Origin of the sequence: Streptomyces sp. NPDC048172 (genome assembly GCF_043202595.1) — a bacterium.
Classification (GTDB): Bacteria; Actinomycetota; Actinomycetes; order Streptomycetales; family Streptomycetaceae; genus Streptomyces.
This window is the reverse complement of the sequence record NZ_JBIDAT010000004.1, coordinates 538,594-557,860: the sequence shown is the minus strand read 5'-3', so window position 1 is coordinate 557,860 and position 19,267 is coordinate 538,594. Positions and strand designations below refer to the sequence as shown.

Genomic DNA, 19,267 nt, shown 5'->3' with positions numbered 1-19,267 from the left:
CTGTGGCGGGGCGCGCAGTTCCCCGCGCCCCTGAAGCCGCCCCTTCGGGGCGAGCTTCAGGGGGTGCTTCACGCGCCTTTCGCCGCGGCCTCCAGGGCGTCGATGTCCAGCTTGTGCATCGTGTACATCTTCTCGGCGACCCGGGCCGCGCGGGCCGGGTCCGGGTCGTCCATCAGCTCCAGGAGGCGGCGGGGGACGACCTGCCAGGAGAGGCCGTACTTGTCCTTGAGCCAGCCGCACGGGCCCTCCTCGCCGCCGTCGGCGGTGAGCCTGGTCCAGAGGTCGTCGACCTCCTGCTGGGAGTCGCAGCCGATCTGGAGGGAGACGGCCTCGGTGAAGGGGAACTGGGGGCCGCCGTTGAGGCCGATCAGCGGCTGGCCGTCCAGTTCGAAGGTGACGACCATGACGCTGCCGGGCTCGCCGGGGCCCGCCTCGCCGGTGTGCTGGATGTGGGTGATGCGGGAGTCGGCGAAGAGGGAGACGTAGAAGTTCGCCGCCTCCTCGGCCTGGCCGTCGAACCACAGGCAGGGCGTGATCTTGTGGAGCGTCTTCATGGTGACTCCTCGGTCTCGCTGGGCTGAATGGACGGACAGTGGATAGACCCGGCCCGGCGCGGAATCTCATCGGGGCTCGGGGCTCGGGGCCCTCACCGCGGAGAAGGCGGCCCGGTGAGGAAGAGCTTGCGCCCGTGTTACGTGAGGACACCGTGAGGTAATAGCGGCTTTCTAGCGTCGGGACTCCTGCCAGCCAGTGGAGGAGGCCGACGTGGCACAGCGGTGGATCGCCGAGTGGGAGCCCGAGGACCCCGGGTTCTGGGCGCGCGAGGGGCGGCGGACCGCGCGGCGGAACCTCTTCCTCTCGGTCTTCGCCGAGCACATCGGCTTCGGGGTGTGGAGCCTGTGGTCGGTGCTGGTGCTCTTCATGACCGCGGAGAACGGCTTCGCGCTCACGCCCGACGACAAGTTCCTGCTGGTCTCCGTCGTCTCGCTGGTGGGCGCCGCGCTGCGGCTGCCGTACGGCTTCGCGGTCACCCGCTTCGGCGGCCGGAACTGGACGGTGTTCAGCGCGCTGGTGCTGCTCGTGCCCACGGGGCTCGCGGCGCTGCTCGTACGGAACCCGTCGACGCCGTTCTGGGCGCTGCTGCTGTGCGCCGCCGTGGCCGGGCTGGGCGGGGGCAACTTCGCCTCGTCCATGGTCAACATCAACCACTTCTTCCCCGAGCGCGAGAAGGGCTGGGCCCTCGGGCTCAACGCCGGGGGCGGCAACCTGGGCGTGGCCACGGTGCAGCTCGCCGGGCTCGCGGTGCTGGGCGCCGCGGGCGTCGCGCACCCCGAGATCCTGCCGCTGCTCTTCGTCCCCGCGCTGCTCCTCGCGGCGTGGCTCGCGCACCGGCGGATGGACAACCTGGCGGCGGCCCGTACGGAGTACGGCGTCTACCGCACGGTGCTGCGCGACCGGCACTGCTGGATCCTGTCGGTGCTCTACATCGGCACGTTCGGCTCGTTCATCGGCTACAGCTTCGCCTTCGGCCTGGTCCTCCAGAACGACTTCGGGCGCACCCCCGCGCAGGCGGCGGCCCTCACCTTCCTGGGCCCGCTGCTCGGCTCCCTCGCCCGGCCGGTCGGCGGGAGGCTCGCCGACCGGTGGGGCGGGGCGCGCGTCACGGTGGGGGCGTTCTTCGGGATGGGCCTCGGGACGCTGGGCGCGCTGGGGGCCTCGGCCGCCGGGTCGCTCGCGCTCTTCGTCACCGCCTTCGCCGCGCTCTTCGTGCTGACGGGGCTCGGCAACGGCTCCACGTACAAGATGATCCCCGGCATCTACGCCGCCACCTCCGCCTCCCGCGAGGAGGGCCGCAGGCGGGCCGGTGCCGTCATCGGGATCTCCGGCGCGATCGGGGCGCTCGGCGGGGTCGGCGTCAACCTCGCCTTCCGGCAGTCGTACCAGGCCACGGGCGACGGCGTGCCCGCGCTGACGGCCTTCCTGGTCTTCTACGCGCTCTGCGCGACCGTGACCTGGGCCGTCTATCTGCGCCGCTCGCCCGTCGCCGCCGACCCGGTGTGGGCGTGAGGCGCATGACCGCCGCTACGGACACGCACTGCCCGTACTGCGCGCTCCAGTGCGCGATGACCCTCACGCCCGGCGCGGCGACGGGCCAACTCGCCGTCACACCCCGCGCGTTCCCCACCAACCGGGGCGGGCTCTGCCAGAAGGGCTGGACGTCCGCCGCGCTGCTCGCCTCGGAGGAGCGGCTCACCACCCCGCTCGTACGGGACGCGCCCGGCGGCGAGCTGCGGCCCGCCTCCTGGGACGAGGCGCTGGACCTGGTCGCCGCGCGGTTCGCGGCGCTGCGTGCCGCGCGCGGGGCGGACAGCGTCGCGGTCTTCGGCAGCGGGGGGCTGACGAACGAGAAGGCGTACGCGCTCGGCAAGTTCGCGCGCGTCGCCCTCGGCACCTCGCAGATCGACTACAACGGCCGGTTCTGCATGTCCTCGGCCGCCGCCGCCGGGAACAGGGCCTTCGGGCTCGACCGCGGACTGCCCTTCCCGGTGACCGACCTGGACGACTCCGAGTGCGTCGTCCTGGTCGGCGCCAACCCGGCCGAGACCATGCCCCCGCTCATGGGCCACCTGGACCCCCGCCGGCTGATCGTCGTCGACCCCCGCCGTACGGCCAGTGCGGAGGCGGCCGTCGAGGGGGGCGGGCTCCACCTCCAGCCCGCGCCCGGCACGGACCTCGCGCTCGCGCTCGGGATGCTGCACACGGCCCTGGTCGACGGCCACCTGGACACGCCCGCGCGCCGCGCCTACCGGGAGACACGGACGGCCGGCTGGGGGGACGTACGGCGCGTGGCGGCGCGCTGGTGGCCCGAGCGGGTCGAACGGCTGACGGGCGTGGCCGCCGCCGATCTGCGCCGCGCCGTCGCCGTACTGGCCGGGGCCCGGCGCGCGCACATCCTCACCGGGCGCGGCGCCGAGCAGCACAGCAAGGGGACCGACACCGTCTCCGCCTGGATCAACCTGGCCCTGGCACTCGGCCTCCCGGGAACGGCGGGCTCCGGCTACGGCTGCCTCACCGGGCAGGGCAACGGGCAGGGCGGGCGCGAACACGGCCAGAAGGCCGACCAGTTGCCCGGCTACCGGCGCATCGACGACCCGGCGGCGCGGGAGTGGGTGGCCGGAGTGTGGGGCGTGCCCCCGGACTCCCTGCCGGGCCCCGGGCGCAGCGCGTGGGAGCTGCTCGACGCGCTCGGCACACCGGACGGCCCCGCGGCGCTGCTCGTCATGGGCTCCAACCCGGCCGTCTCGGCGCCCCGTTCGCGCCGCGCCGTCGAACGGCTCCGCGCCCTGGACCTCCTCGTCGTCGCCGACTTCGTCCTCTCCGAGACGGCCGCGCTCGCCGACGTCGTCCTCCCCGTCGCCCAGTGGGCCGAGGAGTCCGGGACGACGACCAGCCTGGAGGGCCGCGTACTGCGCCGCCGCCGCGCCGTACCGCCCCCGGCGGGGGTGCGTACGGACCTGGAGGTGCTGCACGGGCTGGCCGTACGGCTCGGCAGGCGGGGAGAGGAGTTCCCTGTCGGCCCCGACACGGTCCTCGCCGAACTGCGGCACGCGTCGGCGGGCGGCCCGGCGGACTACTCGGGGGTCACGCCGGAACTGCTGGAGGAGGGGGAGGCGGTGCACTGGCCCGTTCCCGCCGGGTCGGCCGGTACGCCCCGGCTCTTCCTCGACCGGTTCGCGCACGTGGACGGGCGGGCGCGGTTCGTGGTCGTCGAGCATCGGGCGGCGGGGGAGGAGCCCGATGCCGAGTTGCCGCTGTACGCCACCACCGGGCGGCTGCTCCCGCACTACCAGTCGGGGGCGCAGACCCGCCGGGTGGCGGAGCTGAACGTGGTGGCGCCCGAGGCGTACGTCGAGGTCCACCCCGACACCGCGCGCGGGGCCGGGCTCGGGGACGGGGACCCGGCGCGGGTCGTCTCGCGGCGGGGCAGCGTCCTCGCCCGTACCCGCTACGTGGCGAGCATGCGTACCGACACCGTGTTCCTCCCCTTCCACTTCCCGGGCGACGGCGCCGCCAACGCGCTCACCAACCCCGCGCTCGACCCGGTGAGCCGCATGCCGGAGTTCAAGGTGTGCGCGGTGCGGCTGGAGGCGACCTCGTGACGGGCCTTGTGACGGGCCTTGTGACGCGTGTCGTGATCGTCGGCAACGGGATGGTCGGCGCGCGGCTCGCCGAGGAGATACGCCGCCGCGACCCGTCCGGTGCGCGCGTACGCCTCACCGTCCTCGGTGCCGAGCACCGGCCCGCGTACAACAGGGTGCTGCTGCCCTCGCTGCTCGCCGGGACGCTGACCGAGGACGACCTGGGGCTCGGCGCCGTCGACGCGTGCGTACGGACCGGGGCCGCCGTCGCCTCCGTCGACCGTGCCGCGCGCGTCGTCGTCACGGACGGCGGGGAGCGCGTGCCGTACGACCGGCTGGTGCTGGCGACCGGCGCGCGGGCGGCCGTACCGCCGCTGCCCGGTCTGCTGGAGGAGCGCGGCTTCGCGCGGGGCGTCACCCCGCTGCGGACGCTCGCCGACGCGCGGCGGCTGCGGCTGCTCACGGACCGGGCCCGGCGGCACGGCGGGCGCATCGCGGTGCTCGGCGGGGGCGTGCTGGGCCTGGAGGCCGCGCGGGCGCTGGCCGCGCGCGGGGTCGCGGTGACGGTCGTGCACCCGGCGCCGTACGTGATGGACCGCCAGCTCGACGCGCAGGGCGGCCGGGTGCTCGCCCGCGCGCTGCGCAGGACCGGCGTCGAGCTGCGGCTCGGCGGGGGCGCGGCGCGCTGGGAGCCCGGCCGCGGGCTGCGGCTGGACGACGGCGAACTGCTGCCCGCGCACGGCCTGCTGCTCTCCACCGGCGCCCGCGCCGAGACGGGGCTCGCGGCGGCGTGCGGCCTGGACGTGGACCCCACGGGCGTTGCCGTCGACGCCACGCTGACCACCTCGGACCCCGCCGTGCACGCGCTCGGCGACTGCGCCTCCCTCGCGCCCGGCCTCGTCCAGCCCGGCTGGGAGCAGGCCGAGGTGCTCGCCGACCGGCTGACGGGGGCCGATCCGTACGCCCGTTACGCGGGCACGCCGCAGGTCACCCGGCTGAAGGCGGCGGGCATCGAACTCGCCTGCCTGGGCGACCCGTTGACGGAGCCGCCGGACGCGGAGGGCGAGAGCGACGAGCCCGAGGTGCTGCGGCTCGAAGACCCCGCCCGTGAGCGGTACACCAAGCTCGTCCTGCGCGGCGGGCGCGTCAGCGGCGCCATCCTGCTGGGCGTCCCGGACGCCGCCGCCGGGCTCGTCCAGCTCTACGACCGGGGCGCGCCCGCGCCCTCCGACCGGCTCGCGCTGATGCTCGGCCGCGCGCTCCCGCCGGAGAGCGGGGGAGGGCCCGCCGCGCTGCCGGACCACAGCACCGTGTGCCGCTGCAACAGCGTGACCAAGGGCGCGCTGCGGTCCGCCTGGCACGCCGGGGCCAAGTCCACGGACGAACTGGCCACCGCCACCCGTGCCACCACGGGCTGCGGGGGCTGCCGCGCCGCCGTGGACAAGATCGCCGCCTGGCTCGCCGAGACCGACCCCGTTCCTGACCCTGACCCCGTTCCCGTCCCGTGAGGTCCGTATGACTACGCATCCCCAGCAATCCCGCCTGGTCGTCATCGGCCACGGCATGGTCGGGCACCGGCTCGTCGACTCCCTGCTCACGCGGGACGAGGCACGCCGCTGGCACATCACGGTGCTCGCGGAGGAGGACCGGCCCGCGTACGACAGGGTCGCGCTCTCCTCCCGTTTCGACGGCGCCGACGAGGAGGCGCTGCGGCTGCCCGTACTCCCCGACGACGGCCGCCTCGATCTGCGGCTCGGCGACCCGGCGACGGAGATCGACCGCGCGGCCCGTACGGTCACCGCCGCGTCCGGCGCGCGGTTCGGCTACGACGCGCTCGTCCTCGCCACCGGCTCCCTCGCCTTCGTTCCGCCGCTGCCGGGCAGCGAGGCGCCGGGCTGCCACGTCTACCGGACGCTGGACGACCTCGACGGCATCCGCCGGGCCGCCGTCTCCTCCACGACGGGGCGCGGCGTGGTGATCGGCGGCGGGCTGCTCGGCCTGGAGGCCGCCAACGCGCTCCGGCTGCTCGACCTGGAGCCCCATGTCGTCGAGCTGGCCCCGCACCTGATGGCCGTGCAGCTCGACGAGGGCGGCGGCGCGCTGCTGGGGCGGATGGTGGAGGAGCTGGGCGTCGCGGTGCACTGCGGCACGGCGACCTCCCGCGTCCTCACCGGCCCGGAGGGCGAGGGGGTCACGGGCGTCGAACTGGCGGACGGTACGCGGATCGACGCGGACGTCGTCGTCTTCGCGGCGGGCGTGCGGCCCCGGGACGAGCTGGCCCGGGAGGCGGGGCTCGCGCGGGGCGAACGCGGCGGCGTCGCCGTCGACCTGGGCTGCCGCGCGGTGGACGACCCGTACGTGTGGGCGATCGGCGAGGTCGCGGCGCCCGAGGGCGCGGACGGGCGGCCCGTGGGGCTGGTCGCGCCCGGCTACGCGATGGCGGAGACGGTCGTGGACCGGCTGCTGGGCGGCGACGCGGTGTTCGACGGCGCCGACACGTCCACGAAGCTGAAGCTGCTGGGCGTGGACGTCGCCTCCTTCGGGGACGCGCTGGGCCGTACGCCCGGCGCGCTGGAGGTCGTGCTGAACGACCCGGTGGCGGCGACGTACGGCAAGCTCGTCGTCTCCGACGACGCGCGGACGCTGCTCGGCGGGATCCTCGTGGGCGACGCGGGACGGTATCCGCTGCTGCGCCCGCTGGTCGGCGGGGAGCTGCCCGCCGATCCGGGAGCGCTGCTCGCGCCCGAGAGCGGTGCTCTCGGTCCGGACGGGGGCTCCGGAATCGGAGCACTGCCCGACGCCGCGCAGATCTGCAGCTGCCACGCCGTCACCAAGGGCGCCCTGCGCGAGGCCATCGGGGCGGGCGGGTGCGCCGACGTGGCGCAGCTCAAGGCGTGCACCAAGGCAGGCACCGGCTGCGGCTCCTGCGTCCCCGCGCTCAAGCAGCTCCTGGAGGCCGAGGGCGTCGCGCAGTCCCGGGCGCTGTGCGAGCACTTCGACCACTCGCGCGCCGAGCTGTACGAGATCGTCGCCGCCACCGGCGTCGCCACGTTCTCCGCGCTCCTCGCCGCGCACGGCCGGGGCGGGCGCGGCTGCGACATCTGCAAGCCCGCCGTCGCCTCGATCCTCGCCTCCCGCGACAGCGCCACCCACATCCTCGACGGCGAGCACGGCGGCCTCCAGGACACCAACGACCGCCACCTCGCCAACATGCAGCGCAACGGCACCTACTCGGTCGTGCCCCGCGTCCCCGGCGGCGAGATCACCCCCGACAAGCTGATCCTCCTCGGCGAGGTCGCCCGCGACTTCGGGCTCTACACGAAGATCACCGGCGGCCAGCGCATCGACCTGCTCGGCGCCCGCCTCGAACAGCTCCCGGAGGTCTGGCGGCGGCTGACGGACGCGGGCTTCGAGTCGGGGCACGCGTACGGAAAGGCCGTCCGTACGGTCAAGTCCTGCGTGGGCTCCACCTGGTGCCGCTACGGCGTGCAGGACTCCGTCGGGCTCGCCGTCGAACTGGAGCTGCGCTACCGGGGCCTGCGCGGCCCGCACAAGATCAAGGCCGGGGTCTCCGGCTGCGCCCGCGAGTGCGCCGAGGCCCGGAGCAAGGACTTCGGCATCATCGCCACCGAGAAGGGCTGGAACCTCTACGTCGGCGGCAACGGCGGCTTCACGCCCCGCCACGCCGAACTCCTCGCCGCCGACCTCGACCGCGAGACGCTCGTACGGACGGTCGACAGGTTCCTGATGTTCTACATCCGTACGGCCGACCGGCTGCAGCGCACCGCCGCCTGGATCGAGACCCTGGACGGCGGCCTGGACCATCTGCGCGCCGTCCTCCTCGACGACTCGCTCGGCATCGGCGAGGAGCTGGACGCCGCGATGGCCCGGCACGTCGCCGACTACCGCGACGAGTGGCGCGGGGTGCTGGAGGACCCGGAGAAGCTGGCGCGGTTCCGGTCGTTCGTCAACGCGCCGGGGACGCCGGACCCGGCGATCGAGTTCGCGGTGGAACGCGAGCAGCCGGTACCGGCGCCGCCCGGCCCCGTACTTCTCACCGCGCCTCTCACCAGGAAGGCGGTCACCGTATGACCTCCCTCGACACGACCCCCCTCGATCTGGCCTGGACCCCCGTCTGCGTCCTGGCGGACCTGCCGCCCGAGCAGGGGCGTGCCGCGCTCCTGCCGGACGGTACGGCCGTCGCGCTCTTCCGGCTGCACGACGGCGGGCTGCACGCGCTCGGCAACCTCGACCCCGTCTCCGGCGCGCCCGTGATGTGCCATGGCATCGTCGGGGACCGGGGAGGGGTGCCGGTGGTGACGAGTCCGCTGGGCAAGGAGCCGTTCGAGCTGGCGACGGGCCGGTGCCTCGACGGGACGACGGAGGCGCGGCTGCCCGTGCACGGCGTACGGGTCACGGGCGACGGCGTGATCGAGGTGTCGCCCGCGGGAAACGCGGTGGAAACGCCCGTCGGCGCAGGATGAGGATGAGCCGCGACCACGCCATAAGGAGAACCACCGAGTGACCGCTTCTCCCCCTCTGACCGGGTTCACGGTCGCCGTCACCGCGGCGCGCCGGGCCGACGAGCTGGCCGCGCTGCTGGAGCGGCGGGGCGCCGACGTCGTACGGGCGCCCGCGCTGCGCATCGTCCCGCTCTCCGACGACGCCCAGCTGCGCGACGCCAGCCGCGAGGTGACGGCCCGGCCCCCGGACACCGTCGTCGCCACGACCGGCATCGGCTTCCGGGGCTGGATCGAGGCGGCCGACGGCTGGGGCGAGGGCGAGGCGCTGCGCGGCGTCCTCGAACGCGCCGAACTCCTCGCCCGGGGCCCCAAGGCGTGCGGCGCCATCCGGGCGGCGGGGCTGAAGGAGGCGTGGTCACCGGCGTCCGAGTCGTCGAGCGAGGTCCTCGAACGGCTCCTCGCGCAGGACCTCGCCGGGCGCCGCATCGCCGTACAGCTGCACGGCGAACCGCTGGGCGACTTCGTCGAGGCGCTGCGCTGCGCGGGCGCCGAGGTGGTCACGGTGCCGGTGTACCGGTGGACGGGCCCCGTGGACGCGGCGCCGCTGGACCGTCTGATCGACGGGGTGGTGGGCGGCGCGGTCGACGCCGTGACGTTCACGAGCGCGCTGGCCGTCGCGGGGCTCTTCGCGCGGGCGGAGGAGCGGGGCGGGCGGCGCGCGGAGGGCCTGACGGTCGCGTTCCGGGGGCGTACGCAGGCGGCGTGCGTCGGTCCGGTGACCGCGGCCCCGCTGCTCGCCCGCGACATCCCCGCCTACTGGCCGGACCGGTTCCGCATCGGCGCCCTCGTCCGGCTGCTCTGCGAGCGCCTCCCCGCCGCGGCGCCCCGGCTGCCGGTCGCCGGGCGGCAGTTGGAGGTGCGCGGCACGGCTGTCCTGCTCGACGGCGAACCCCGCCCCGTACGGCCCGGCCCCATGGCCGTGCTCCGGGTGCTCGCCGCCCGCCCCGGCCAGGTGATCCCGGTGACGGAGCTGCTCCCCGCGCTGCCGGGCGGCGGCGCCGACGCGCACGCCGTCGAGGCCGCGGTGGCCCGGCTGCGGGGCGCTCTCGGGGATCCGGGCCTGGTGCAGACCGTCGTCAAACGCGGCTACCGCCTCGCGCTCGACGTGGGCGACTGCGGCCCGGAGGAGGCGCGGTGACGGGCGGCGTCCTCCTCGTGGCGCACGGCACCCGCCACCCGGCGGGGGCGCGTACGGCCCGGCTGCTCGCCGACGGCATGGCCGCGCGCCTCGGCGCGCCGGTCGCGCTCGCGTACGCGGACGTACGGGGGCCGAGCGTCGCGGAGGCGCTGGAGGGGATGCCGGGTCCGGTGACGGTGGTCCCGGCGTTCCTCGCCTCCGGGTACCACGTGCGCGTGGACATACCCGAGCAGGTCCGCCGCACCGGCCGTACGGACGTGACCGTGACCCCGCCGCTCGGCTCCGGTTCCGTCTCCGCGCTGCTGCCCGCACTCGTCGACCGGCTGGCGGAGGCGGGCGTACGGGAGGGCGACGTGGTCGTCCTCGCCGCCGCCGGTACGTCGTCGCCGGGGGCGCGGGCCGAGGTGGAGGGCGTTGCGGCCCGCCTCGGCCGCCTCGTCGGCGGGCACGGCCCCACGCCGATCGGCTGGGCGGCGACCGCCGGTCCGCGCATCGAGGAGACGGTCGCGTCCCTCCGCGCCTCGGGTGCCCGCCGGGTCGCCGTCGCGACGTGGCTCCTGGCCCCGGGCCTCTTCGCGGACCGTGTACGGGCCTCCGGCGCGGACGTGGTCGCCGCCCCGCTGGGCCCGCACCCCTCGGTCCTCCGCCTGCTCACCCAACGAGCGCTCTCGGCGATGGAGCCGATCCCGGGCTGCCCCTGACTGCTGGACGCGGTCTGCGGGTGCGCGGTGGCCGGTCGCGCAGTTCCCCGCGCCCCTTGAGGGCGAGCCCTCCTTCGCCGGGTGCGGGACGTGCCCCGTCAGGGGCGCGGGGAACTGCGCGGTCAGCCACGGCGTACGCGCGCTCTGCGGGCGGCGGCAGGGGGCACCCCGTGCGCAGCCCCCGATGCCGGGCGCGGCATGAGGAGTCCTAGGGGCGCGGGGAACTGCGCGGTCAGCCACGATGCACGTGCGGTCTGCGGGCGGCAGGAAGGGGCAGCTCGGGTGCAGCCCCCGATGCCGGGCGCGGGCATGCGGGGGAGGAGGGCGTGCCCCCTACTCGTTGGCAGGCGGCTCGTTCTGCCAGCGCCAAGAGACGCGGCGGGGGTGCCCGGGGAGTTCGGCGCGGCCCGTGGCCCAGAGGAGCGTGGGCCAAGGATCGGCGGACGTCGGGGCGTCGGGGAAGAGGCGGGTGAGGACGCGGGCGCAGAGGGTGGGCGGAGGGGTCCACTCCAGGCCCAGCCCCTCCGCGAGGTCGTACGTGTGGACGAGGACCTCCACGAGCCCCATCCCCGCGGAGGCCTCCGCGTCCGCCGCGCCGAAGCCGTGGTACGCCCGTACGCCGGGCGGAGTCGTGCGGACCATGGAGACGAGCAGCGCCCCGCTCGCCTCCAGCACCTGCAGCAGCCCGGCGGGCCCGGCCGTACGGTCGGCGTGGACGGCGTTCGCGGGGCCGCCCGGCCTGCGGCGCTCCCAGAGGAAGGGGACTTCGCGGTCGAGCGGGGGCGTACGGAGGCCGAGTTGGACGGCGTACGCGAAGAGGTCGTCGGCGAGGTGCTCGACCGTCTCCCAGCAGTCCCACTCCAGCGATCCCGCCGCCCGGCCGTCCTCCCACGCGGAGGCGGGCGCCTTGCGGAGGGTGGCGACGGCGAGCTGGACGGCCTCGTCGAGGTCGTCGGCGGTGACGGGTCCGGGCCCGTCCGGTGCGGGTGAGGAGGAAGACATGTCCGGCACCGTAATGCCGGGGTGCCGGGCGGGGCGACGGAGTATCGGGAAGGGTCAGACGGGACCGAAGCGGTGGCGGTACGCGGAGGGGCTGAGCCCCGTCGCGCGGTGGAGGCGGGCGCGGAGGTTCGCCGTGGTGCCGAGCCCGCTGCGCCGCGCGACGACGTCGAGCCGGGACTCGCCGCGCTCGATGAGGCGGCAGGCGAGCGCGACGCGCTCCCCGGTGAGCCAGGCGAGCGGCGTCGTGCCGAGCTGCGCGCGGAAGCGCCGGTGCAGCGTCGCCGCGCTCACGGCGGCGCGGGCCGCGAGGTCGTCGACGCCGAGCGGCTCGTCCAGCCGCTCCTGCGCCCAGGCGAGGACGGGCGCGAGCGACTCGTCCGGCACGTCGGGCACGGGCCGCTCCACGAACTGCCGCTGGCCGCCGTCCCGGTGCGCGGCGAAGACCAGGCGGCGGCTGACGGCGTTCGCCGCCTCCGCGCCGTGGTCCCGGCGGACGAGATGCAGGCCGAGGTCGAGCGCCGCCGCGCTGCCCGCCGCCGTGAGGATGTCGCCGTCGTCGACGAACAGGACGTCGGGTTCCAGCCGTACGCCGGGGAAGCGGGCCCGGAAGGCGTCCGCCCACTGCCAGTGCGCGGTGGCCCGCCGCCCCTCCAGGACCCCCGCCTCGGCGAGCGTGAAGGCGCCGCTGCAGAAGCCGACCAGCCGCGCGCCGCGCGCGTGGGCCCGCCGCACGGCCGCCAGCACGGCGGGGCGGCGCGGCACCTCGACGTCGGGCCGGTTGGGCACGACGAGCGTGTCGGCGCTCTCGGCCGCTTCCAGCCCGGCCACGCCGGTGAGCGTGAAGAAGCCGTCCCGCATCAGGGTCTCGGGGGCGGGCGAGCAGAGCGTGAAGTCGTACAGCTCGCGGCCCAGTTCCTCGGTGCGCCGCAGCCCGAAGACCTCGGTCGCGCAGCCGAGTTCGAACGGATTCGAGTTCGCGTCGACGATCACGACGACGCGGTGCAAGGATTCTTGCGCCATATGCGATTTCTAGCACTAGCGGACGGATGTACCAGGCCGGAGCATATGTGCATGAGCAATGAACCGGTAGCCCTGGATCACGTGCTGAGCACCTTCGACGCGCTGTGGAGCCCCCGTGTGATCACCCAGGTCAACGATTACGACGTCCGCGTCGCCAAGGTCGAGGGCGAGCACGTGTGGCATGTACACGAGCACACGGACGAGTTCTTCCTCGTCCTCCGGGGCGAGTTGAGCATCGCCCTCCGCGAGAACGGCGCGGAACGCACCGTCACCCTCCCCCAGGGCTCCGCCTTCACGGTCCCGCGCGGCACCGAGCACAGGCCCGCGTCCCCCGGCGGCGCCGCGATCCTCATGCTCGAACCCACCGGAACGCTGTCGGTGGGGGACCGGCACGAGGAGATTCCGGACCATGTCGACATCACGACGGGGCACGCGCTGTGAGCGGCCGTCCCGCCGCCAGCAGCGCGGCGAGCGCCGCCGTCGCCACGAGCCCGCACACGCCCCACCACCCCACGGCGGCGTACGTCCGGGCGCCGAGCCAGGAGCCGAGGGTGCCGCCGAGGTAGGAGCAGGTCATGAAGGCGGTGGTGAGGCGGGCGCGGAGTTCGGGGCGCAGGCCGTAGATGCGGACGGTGTTGGCGATCGTTCCGGCCTGCATGCCGACGTCGAGCAGGAGCGTGCCCAGCGCCAGGGCCGCCAGCCCCCAGGCGCCGCCCGTCCGGCCGAGGGCGAGGACGGCCGCGCCCGCGACGACACCGGCGGCGCACACCATGCCGACCGTGTCGGAGCCCCGGCGGTCGGTCTGGCGTCCGGCGAGCGGGGTGCAGAGCATGGTCCCGGCGTTGACGAACGCGAGCGCGCCCACCGCCGTGGCGTCCATGCCGTACGCCGGGCCCGTCAGCAGCAGCGCGAGGCTCGTCCAGACGGCCGAGAAGCCGCCGAAGACCATGGCCTGGCAGAAGCAGGAGCGGCGCAGGGCCGGTTCGGTGCGCAGGAGGCGCAGGGGCTGCGTCAGGAGGGCGGCGAGGGGAACGGCCGCCGCGCCCGCACCCGCCGCGCCCGCACCCGGGGAGCCCGTACCCGTGCCCGTGCCCGCGCCCGCACCCGGGGACGTACGGCCGCGCGGCAGCGCCCACCGCAGCAGCCCGGCCAGCAGCAGCGCGACCACGGCCATGAACAGGTACGGGGCCCGCCAGCCCAGCCATGTGCCGAGTGCCGCGCCGAGCGTGCGGGAGAGGAGGATGCCGCCGATGGTGCCGCTGGCGAGGGTGCCGCTGACCGCACCGTGGCGTTCCTTCGGCACCATCCCGGCCACCATCGGGCCGACGAGCGGGGCGATCACGGTCGCCGTGCCGACCAGCGCGCCCGCGCCGATCAGCGGGGGCAGCCCCGGCGCGGCGCCCGCCGCGAGCAGCCCCGTGCCGGTGACCGCGAGGAGCGTCACGAGCAGCGGGCGGTACGCGAACCGGTCGCCGAGCGGCACCAGCAGCAGGATCCCCGCCGTGTAGCCGAACTGGGCCGCCGTCACCGCGAGCGTCGCCGCGCCCGGCGATACGCCCAGCCCGTCGGCGATCAGCGGGCTGACGGCCTGCGGGAAGTAGACGTTCCCCACGGCCACCCCGCAGGTGACGGCCAGGAGGAACATCATGCCCCGGCTGAGACCCGGGCCCCGGCCGTCGGCCCCTCCCGGCGCGGGCGCCGTCCGCGTACGCTGCCGCGTGAAGTGATCCGTCATGCACCGCAGTCCACGGCACTCGGGCGCGGTCGCCAAAGGATGTAGCCCGGGGCTAAATGATCAGCTTTCTGCTCGGCGTCGACGGGCTCGCGAACACCCGGTTCGTGATGTCGCCCCTGCACGAGACCGTGTGCAGCCTCCGCGCGCTGGACGACCCGGGCCGCTATCCGCTGCACGCCGGCTGGCGCCGCGCGGCGCTCCGCGCGCTCCCGCCCGACGACGTCCGCGTCCTGCTCTCCCTGGTCGGGCACCAGCACAGCCTTCCCGACTTCCTCACCCCGCGCCCCACGGCCTTCGCGCCGTCCTTCGAGGACCAGTTGGCGGCCGTACGGGCGACGCCGCCGGAGACCGTGCGCCGCGATCTGCTGCTGACGCACGCCCCGCGCCCGCTCCCCGCGCCGCTGCGCCGGGCCGTGGCGGACGGGGAGGCGCCCGTACGGGAGCTGGTCGAGGAGCTGTGCGCGCTGCTGCTGCGCCACTGGCGGACCGCCGTCGAGCCGTACTGGTCGCGGATGCGGCTCGTGCTGGAGGCGGACATCACCTACCGCGCCCGGCTGCTGGCCACGGGCGGCGCGCACGGGCTCTTCTCCGCGCTGCACCCCAATCTGCGCTGGCGAGGCGCGAGGGAGCGGGTGGACGGCCACATCTCGCACACCCTGCACATCGACCAGATGATCAGCAGGCACAGCGTCACCGTGGGCGGCGAGGGGCTGCTCCTGGTCCCGACGGTCTTCGCCTTCAAGCCCTGCTCGCCCGTCAGCCCCGAGGACCCGCCGGTGCTGAACTATCCCTCGCGGGGGATCGCCACGCTCTGGGAGAGGGAGCCGGCGCCCGAGTCCGTCCCGCCGTCCCTCGCCGCCCTCCTGGGCGCCGCCAGGGCTCGGCTGCTCGGCATGCTCGACGACCCGCTCCCGACCGTTGAGATCGCCCGCCGCCTCGACGTCACCCCGAGCGCCGTCTCCCAGCATCTCCGGGTCCTGCACGCCTCGGGCCTGGTCACCCGGGCCCGCGACGGACGGCACGTGCTCTACCGCCGCAGCGAACTGGGCGACGGACTGGCACGAGTCGGCTGATCGCGCCGCGCCGCCACGTACGCCTCCGGGTCCGCCAGCGTCGCCCGCGTCGCGGACTGGGCCGCGCCCCGCGCTGGGGCCTCGCGGCCGAGGGTGCCGGGGAGGACGGGGACGGGGGACCAGCGCGCGGTGAGGACCCGCGCCGCCAACTCGCCCTCCAGGGGCGGGCGGAGCCAGGGCTCCAGCCGGGCGTAGTCCCCGCCCAGCACGACGGCGGGGACGCCCACCGCGTTGACGACCGAGGCCAGGGCCGTCCCCAGCAGGCGGCCCGCGGCCCGTACGGCGCCCACGGCGCGCGCGTCGCCCGCCGCTAGGCGCGGGCCCAGTTCACCCGTGGCCACGCCCGCCGCCCGCTGCAGCGCCTCGCGGCCCGCGACCGTCTCCAGGCAGCCGCGCGCCCCGCAGCGGCAGCGGGCCCCCGCGTCCGTCGGGTCGACGCAGACGTGCCCGATCTCGCCCGCGAAGCCGTGGCTGCCGGGGAACAGCGCGCCGTCGACGACCAGGCCGGCGCCGACGCCGATCTCCCCCGAGACGTAGAGGAAGTCCCGCAGCCCCGGGTGGCCGCCGGTCCACAGCTCGGCGCAGGCCGCGAGGTCCGCCTCGTTGGCGGCGGAGACGGGGAGCCCGCCGAGGACGGCGGGCAGCCGGACGTCGCGCCAGCCGAGGTTGGGCGCCGCGCGCACGGTCCCCGTCGCCGCCTCGACCAGGCCCGGAACGGCCAGGACCACGCCGCTCACCGGGACCCCGGCGGCGGCCGCGCGGCCCAGCTCCCGGCGGACGGCGCCGCGCACCCGCTCCAGCACCCGCGCCGGATCCGCGCCCCGGCCGCCCCGGTGGTCGCCGGGCAGCGTGCGGTACGTACGGACGCGCCCCGCGAGGTCCGTCAGGCAGAGCGCCAGCCGGTCCACGCCGATCTCGACGCCCAGGCCGTGCGGCCCTGTGGGGGAGAGGTCCAGGGCCGTCGCCGGGCGGCCCCGCGCCGGGGCGGGGTGCTGGCGGCCCGTCTCGGTGAGGACGTCGGCCGACAGCAGCCGCTCGACCAGCATCGAGACGGTCGTCTTGGTGAGCCCCGTGCGCTCCGCGATGCCCGCGCGCGAGACGCCGGGGGAGGCGGCGACGGTCGCCAGGACGAGCGCCGAGTTGTGCCGCCGTATGTCGATCTGGCCTACGGGCGAAGACATTTGACGATGCCGCTCCGTGCTTCTTCCGTTGACGTGCCGCGTGTCGCGGTGTTTTAGTCCAGCCGTAAAACTAATACCTCGGCGAGCGGAGGGTGTGCGCATGTCGTTCGAGCCCAGCACGGCGGACCGGTTCAGCTTCGGCCTGTGGACGGTCGGCTGGCGTGCCGTCGACCCGTTCGGGGAGGCCACCAGGCCGCCGCTCGACCCGGCCGAGGCCGTGCACCGGCTGGCGGAACTCGGCGCGTGGGGCGTGACGTTCCACGACGACGACCTCATCCCCTTCGGCTCGGACGACACCGAGCGGGACCGGCTCATCGCCCGCTTCCGCAAGGCCCTCGACGAGACCGGCATGGCCGTCCCGATGGCGACCACCAACCTCTTCACCCACCCCGTCTTCAAGGGCGGCGCCCTCACCAGCAACGACCGCGACATCCGACGCTTCGCCCTGCGCAAGGTGATGCGGAACATGGACCTGGCGGCCGAGCTCGGCGCCCGTACGTACGTGCTGTGGGGCGGCCGCGAGGGCTCGGAGACGGACGCGGGCATCGACGTACGAGCAGCGCTGGACCGGTACGCGGAGGGCATCGACACCCTCGCCCAGTACACCCTCGACCAGGGCTACGACCTGCGGCTCGCCCTCGAACCCAAGCCGAACGAGCCGCGCGGCGACATCCTGCTCCCCACCATCGGCCACGCCCTCGCCTTCATCTCCCGCCTCCAGCACCACGAGCGCGTCGGCGTGAACCCCGAGGTCGGCCACGAGCAGATGGCCGGGCTGAACTACGTGCACGGCATCGGTCAGGCACTCTGGTCCGGCAAGCTCTTCCACCTCGACCTCAACGGCCAGCGCGGGCCGCGCTACGACCAGGATCTCGTCTTCGGCCACGGCGACCTGCTCTCCGCCTTCTTCACCGTGGACCTGCTGGAACACGGCGGCTACGACGGCCCCCGGCACTTCGACTACAAGCCGCTGCGCACCGAGGACGCCGACGGCGTGTGGGCCTCGGCCGCCGCCAACATGCGCAGCTATCTGATCCTCCGCGAGCGCGCCCGCGCCTTCCGCGCCGACCCCGAGGTGCGCGAGGCCCTGGCGGCGGCGCGCGTCGGCGAGCTCGCCGTCCCCACCCTCGGCCCGGGCGAGACGACCGCCCAACTGGCCGCCGACACGACCGCGTTCGAGGACTTCGATCCCGAAACGGCCGCGTCGCGCGGCGGTGGTTTCGTACGCTTGTCCCAGCTCGCCCTCGACCACCTCACCGGAGCACGCGCACAGTGACACGGCACCTCGTCGCGGGGATCGACTCCTCGACCCAGTCCTGCAAGATCGTCGTACGCGACGCCGCCGACGGCAGCCTCGTACGGGAGGGCAAGGCGCCCCATCCCGACGGCACCGAGGTCGATCCGCACGCCTGGCTGCGGGCGCTGCGCGCGGCGGCCGCCGGGGCGGGCGGGCTGGCCGACGTCGAGGCCGTCTCCGTCGCCGGGCAGCAGCACGGCATGGTCTGCCTCGACGAGGACGGCGAGGTCGTACGCCCCGCGCTGCTCTGGAACGACAACCGCTCGGCGGACGCCGCCCGTTCGCTCGTCGCCGAGCTGGGCGAGGAGGCGTGGGCGGGGGCCGTCGGCAGCCTGCCCGTGGCCTCGTTCACCGTCTCCAAGCTGCGCTGGCTCGCCGAGCACGAGCCGAAGGAGGCGGGCCGCACGGCCGCCGTCGCGCTGCCGCACGACTGGCTGACCTGGCAGCTCGCGGGGGCGGACGGTTTTGAGGCGCTCACCACCGACCGCAGCGACGCCAGCGGCACCGGCTACTGGTCGCCCGCCGAGGGCGGCTACCGCCGCGACCTGCTGACCCGGGCCCTTGGGCACGACGCCGTGCTGCCGCGCGTCGTCGGCCCCCACGAGACCGCGGCGCAGGTGCCGGGCACCGGCGCCGCGCTGGGCCCGGGCGCCGGGGACAACGCCGCCGCCGCGCTAGGTGTCGGCGCCCGTACCGGCGACGTGGTGGTCTCCATCGGCACCTCCGGCACCGTCTTCGCCGTCACCGGACGGCCCACCGCCGACCCGACCGGCACCGTCGCCGGGTTCGCCGACGCGGCGGGCGGCTTCCTGCCGCTGGTGTGCACGCTCAACGCCGCCCGTGTGCTGGAGGCCACCGCGCGGCTCCTCGGCGTCGGCCTGGAGAAGCTCTCCGAGCTGGCGCTCTCCGCCCCGGCGGGCGCCGACGGGCTCGTGGTCGTCCCGTACCTGGAGGGCGAACGCACCCCCGCGCGCCCCGACGCCACCGGCGCCGTCCACGGCCTGACCCTCGCCACCTCGGGCCCGGCACACCTCGCCCGCGCGGCCGTCGAGGGCCTGCTGTGCGGGCTGGCCGACGGGCTCGACCGCATGGTCGCGCTCGGCGTCGAGTGCCGCCGCGTCGTGCTCGTCGGCGGCGGCGCGCGCAGCGAGGCGGTACGCCGCATCGCCCCCGAGGTCCTCGGCCGCCCCGTCGTCGTCCCGCCCCCGGGCGAGTACGTCGCGGACGGCGCCGCCCGCCAGGCCGCCTGGATCCTCGCGGGCGGAGAGACCCCACCCGACTGGTCCGCGACCACGGGCGCCACGCGCCACGAGGCGGACCCGACCCCACACGTCCGCGAACGCTACGCGGAGGCGCGGGAGATGGTGCTGAACGCCCCGTGCTGAGCGCCTCGCGCTGAGCGCCCCGAAGGGGCGCGGGGAACTGCGCGAACGGCCACGATGCGGGCGCGGCCCGCGA

General features: G+C 75.6%; 16 protein-coding genes. 11 read left to right on the top strand and 5 right to left on the bottom strand.

Features of this window, described 5'->3' with window-relative positions; genetic code table 11:
- Positions 1 to 68: 68 nt before the first annotated feature.
- On the bottom strand, positions 69 to 554 hold the full coding sequence (locus tag ACGF3A_RS20275) for a VOC family protein (protein ID WP_393731592.1): 486 nt from the start codon (positions 552 to 554) through the stop codon (positions 69 to 71).
- Between the two features lie 211 nt (positions 555 to 765).
- On the opposite strand from ACGF3A_RS20275, the gene ACGF3A_RS20270 reads away from it, so the two are divergent.
- From ACGF3A_RS20270 to ACGF3A_RS20240, 7 genes are read left to right on the top strand one after another with little or no spacing between them, the layout of a single operon-like run.
- Positions 766 to 2,067: an MFS transporter gene (locus ACGF3A_RS20270; RefSeq protein ID WP_393731591.1), complete on the top strand. Its 1,302-nt coding sequence runs from the start codon at positions 766 to 768 to the stop codon at positions 2,065 to 2,067.
- 5 nt (positions 2,068 to 2,072) lie between these two features.
- Positions 2,073 to 4,160, top strand: a complete 2,088-nt coding sequence (locus tag ACGF3A_RS20265; RefSeq protein WP_393731590.1) for a molybdopterin oxidoreductase family protein — start codon at positions 2,073 to 2,075, stop codon at positions 4,158 to 4,160.
- Complete coding sequence (locus tag ACGF3A_RS20260) at positions 4,157 to 5,647, top strand: FAD-dependent oxidoreductase (RefSeq protein WP_393731589.1); 1,491 nt, start codon at positions 4,157 to 4,159, stop codon at positions 5,645 to 5,647. The genes ACGF3A_RS20265 and ACGF3A_RS20260 overlap by 4 nt, the downstream gene beginning before the upstream one ends.
- Positions 5,648 to 5,654: 7 nt before the next feature.
- On the top strand, positions 5,655 to 8,231 hold the full coding sequence (nirB, locus tag ACGF3A_RS20255; protein ID WP_393731588.1) for a nitrite reductase large subunit NirB: 2,577 nt from the start codon (positions 5,655 to 5,657) through the stop codon (positions 8,229 to 8,231).
- The gene (gene nirD / locus ACGF3A_RS20250; RefSeq protein WP_393731587.1) at positions 8,228 to 8,623 is read left to right on the top strand and encodes a nitrite reductase small subunit NirD; all 396 of its coding nucleotides are present in this window, start codon (positions 8,228 to 8,230) and stop codon (positions 8,621 to 8,623) included. Before nirB ends, nirD begins: the two co-directional genes overlap by 4 nt.
- Positions 8,624 to 8,660: 37 nt before the next feature.
- On the top strand, positions 8,661 to 9,800 hold the full coding sequence (locus tag ACGF3A_RS20245; protein ID WP_393731586.1) for a uroporphyrinogen-III synthase: 1,140 nt from the start codon (positions 8,661 to 8,663) through the stop codon (positions 9,798 to 9,800).
- Entirely contained in the window at positions 9,797 to 10,501 is a 705-nt protein-coding gene (locus tag ACGF3A_RS20240; protein ID WP_393731585.1) for a sirohydrochlorin chelatase, read from the top strand. The genes ACGF3A_RS20245 and ACGF3A_RS20240 overlap by 4 nt, the downstream gene beginning before the upstream one ends.
- Positions 10,502 to 10,834: 333 nt before the next feature.
- On the opposite strand, the gene ACGF3A_RS20235 is transcribed toward ACGF3A_RS20240, so the two are convergent.
- A complete protein-coding gene (locus ACGF3A_RS20235; protein WP_393731584.1) occupies positions 10,835 to 11,503 on the bottom strand; it encodes a hypothetical protein in 669 nt (222 codons plus the stop codon).
- Between the two features lie 54 nt (positions 11,504 to 11,557).
- Positions 11,558 to 12,523, bottom strand: coding sequence for a GlxA family transcriptional regulator (locus tag ACGF3A_RS20230; RefSeq protein WP_393731583.1), 966 nt, complete (start codon positions 12,521 to 12,523; stop codon positions 11,558 to 11,560).
- A gap of 51 nt (positions 12,524 to 12,574) precedes the next feature.
- On the opposite strand from ACGF3A_RS20230, the gene ACGF3A_RS20225 reads away from it, so the two are divergent.
- Positions 12,575 to 12,964, top strand: a complete 390-nt coding sequence (locus ACGF3A_RS20225; RefSeq protein ID WP_393731582.1) for a cupin domain-containing protein — start codon at positions 12,575 to 12,577, stop codon at positions 12,962 to 12,964.
- Here ACGF3A_RS20225 and ACGF3A_RS20220 read toward each other — a convergent pair.
- Entirely contained in the window at positions 12,942 to 14,258 is a 1,317-nt protein-coding gene (locus tag ACGF3A_RS20220; protein WP_393731581.1) for an MFS transporter, read from the bottom strand. The two genes, ACGF3A_RS20225 and ACGF3A_RS20220, sit on opposite strands and share 23 nt — an antisense overlap.
- Before the next feature lie 56 nt (positions 14,259 to 14,314).
- On the opposite strand from ACGF3A_RS20220, the gene ACGF3A_RS20215 reads away from it, so the two are divergent.
- Complete coding sequence (locus ACGF3A_RS20215; RefSeq protein ID WP_393731580.1) at positions 14,315 to 15,331, top strand: helix-turn-helix domain-containing protein; 1,017 nt, start codon at positions 14,315 to 14,317, stop codon at positions 15,329 to 15,331.
- Here ACGF3A_RS20215 and ACGF3A_RS20210 read toward each other — a convergent pair.
- Complete coding sequence (locus ACGF3A_RS20210) at positions 15,286 to 16,512, bottom strand: ROK family protein (RefSeq protein WP_393731579.1); 1,227 nt, start codon at positions 16,510 to 16,512, stop codon at positions 15,286 to 15,288. The genes ACGF3A_RS20215 and ACGF3A_RS20210 overlap by 46 nt on opposite strands.
- 100 nt (positions 16,513 to 16,612) lie before the next feature.
- Between ACGF3A_RS20210 and xylA the strand changes: the two genes are divergently transcribed.
- Positions 16,613 to 17,788: a xylose isomerase gene (xylA, locus tag ACGF3A_RS20205; RefSeq protein ID WP_393731578.1), complete on the top strand. Its 1,176-nt coding sequence runs from the start codon at positions 16,613 to 16,615 to the stop codon at positions 17,786 to 17,788.
- Positions 17,785 to 19,194: a xylulokinase gene (xylB, locus tag ACGF3A_RS20200; RefSeq protein ID WP_393731577.1), complete on the top strand. Its 1,410-nt coding sequence runs from the start codon at positions 17,785 to 17,787 to the stop codon at positions 19,192 to 19,194. The genes xylA and xylB overlap by 4 nt, the downstream gene beginning before the upstream one ends.
- Positions 19,195 to 19,267: the final 73 nt, after the last annotated feature.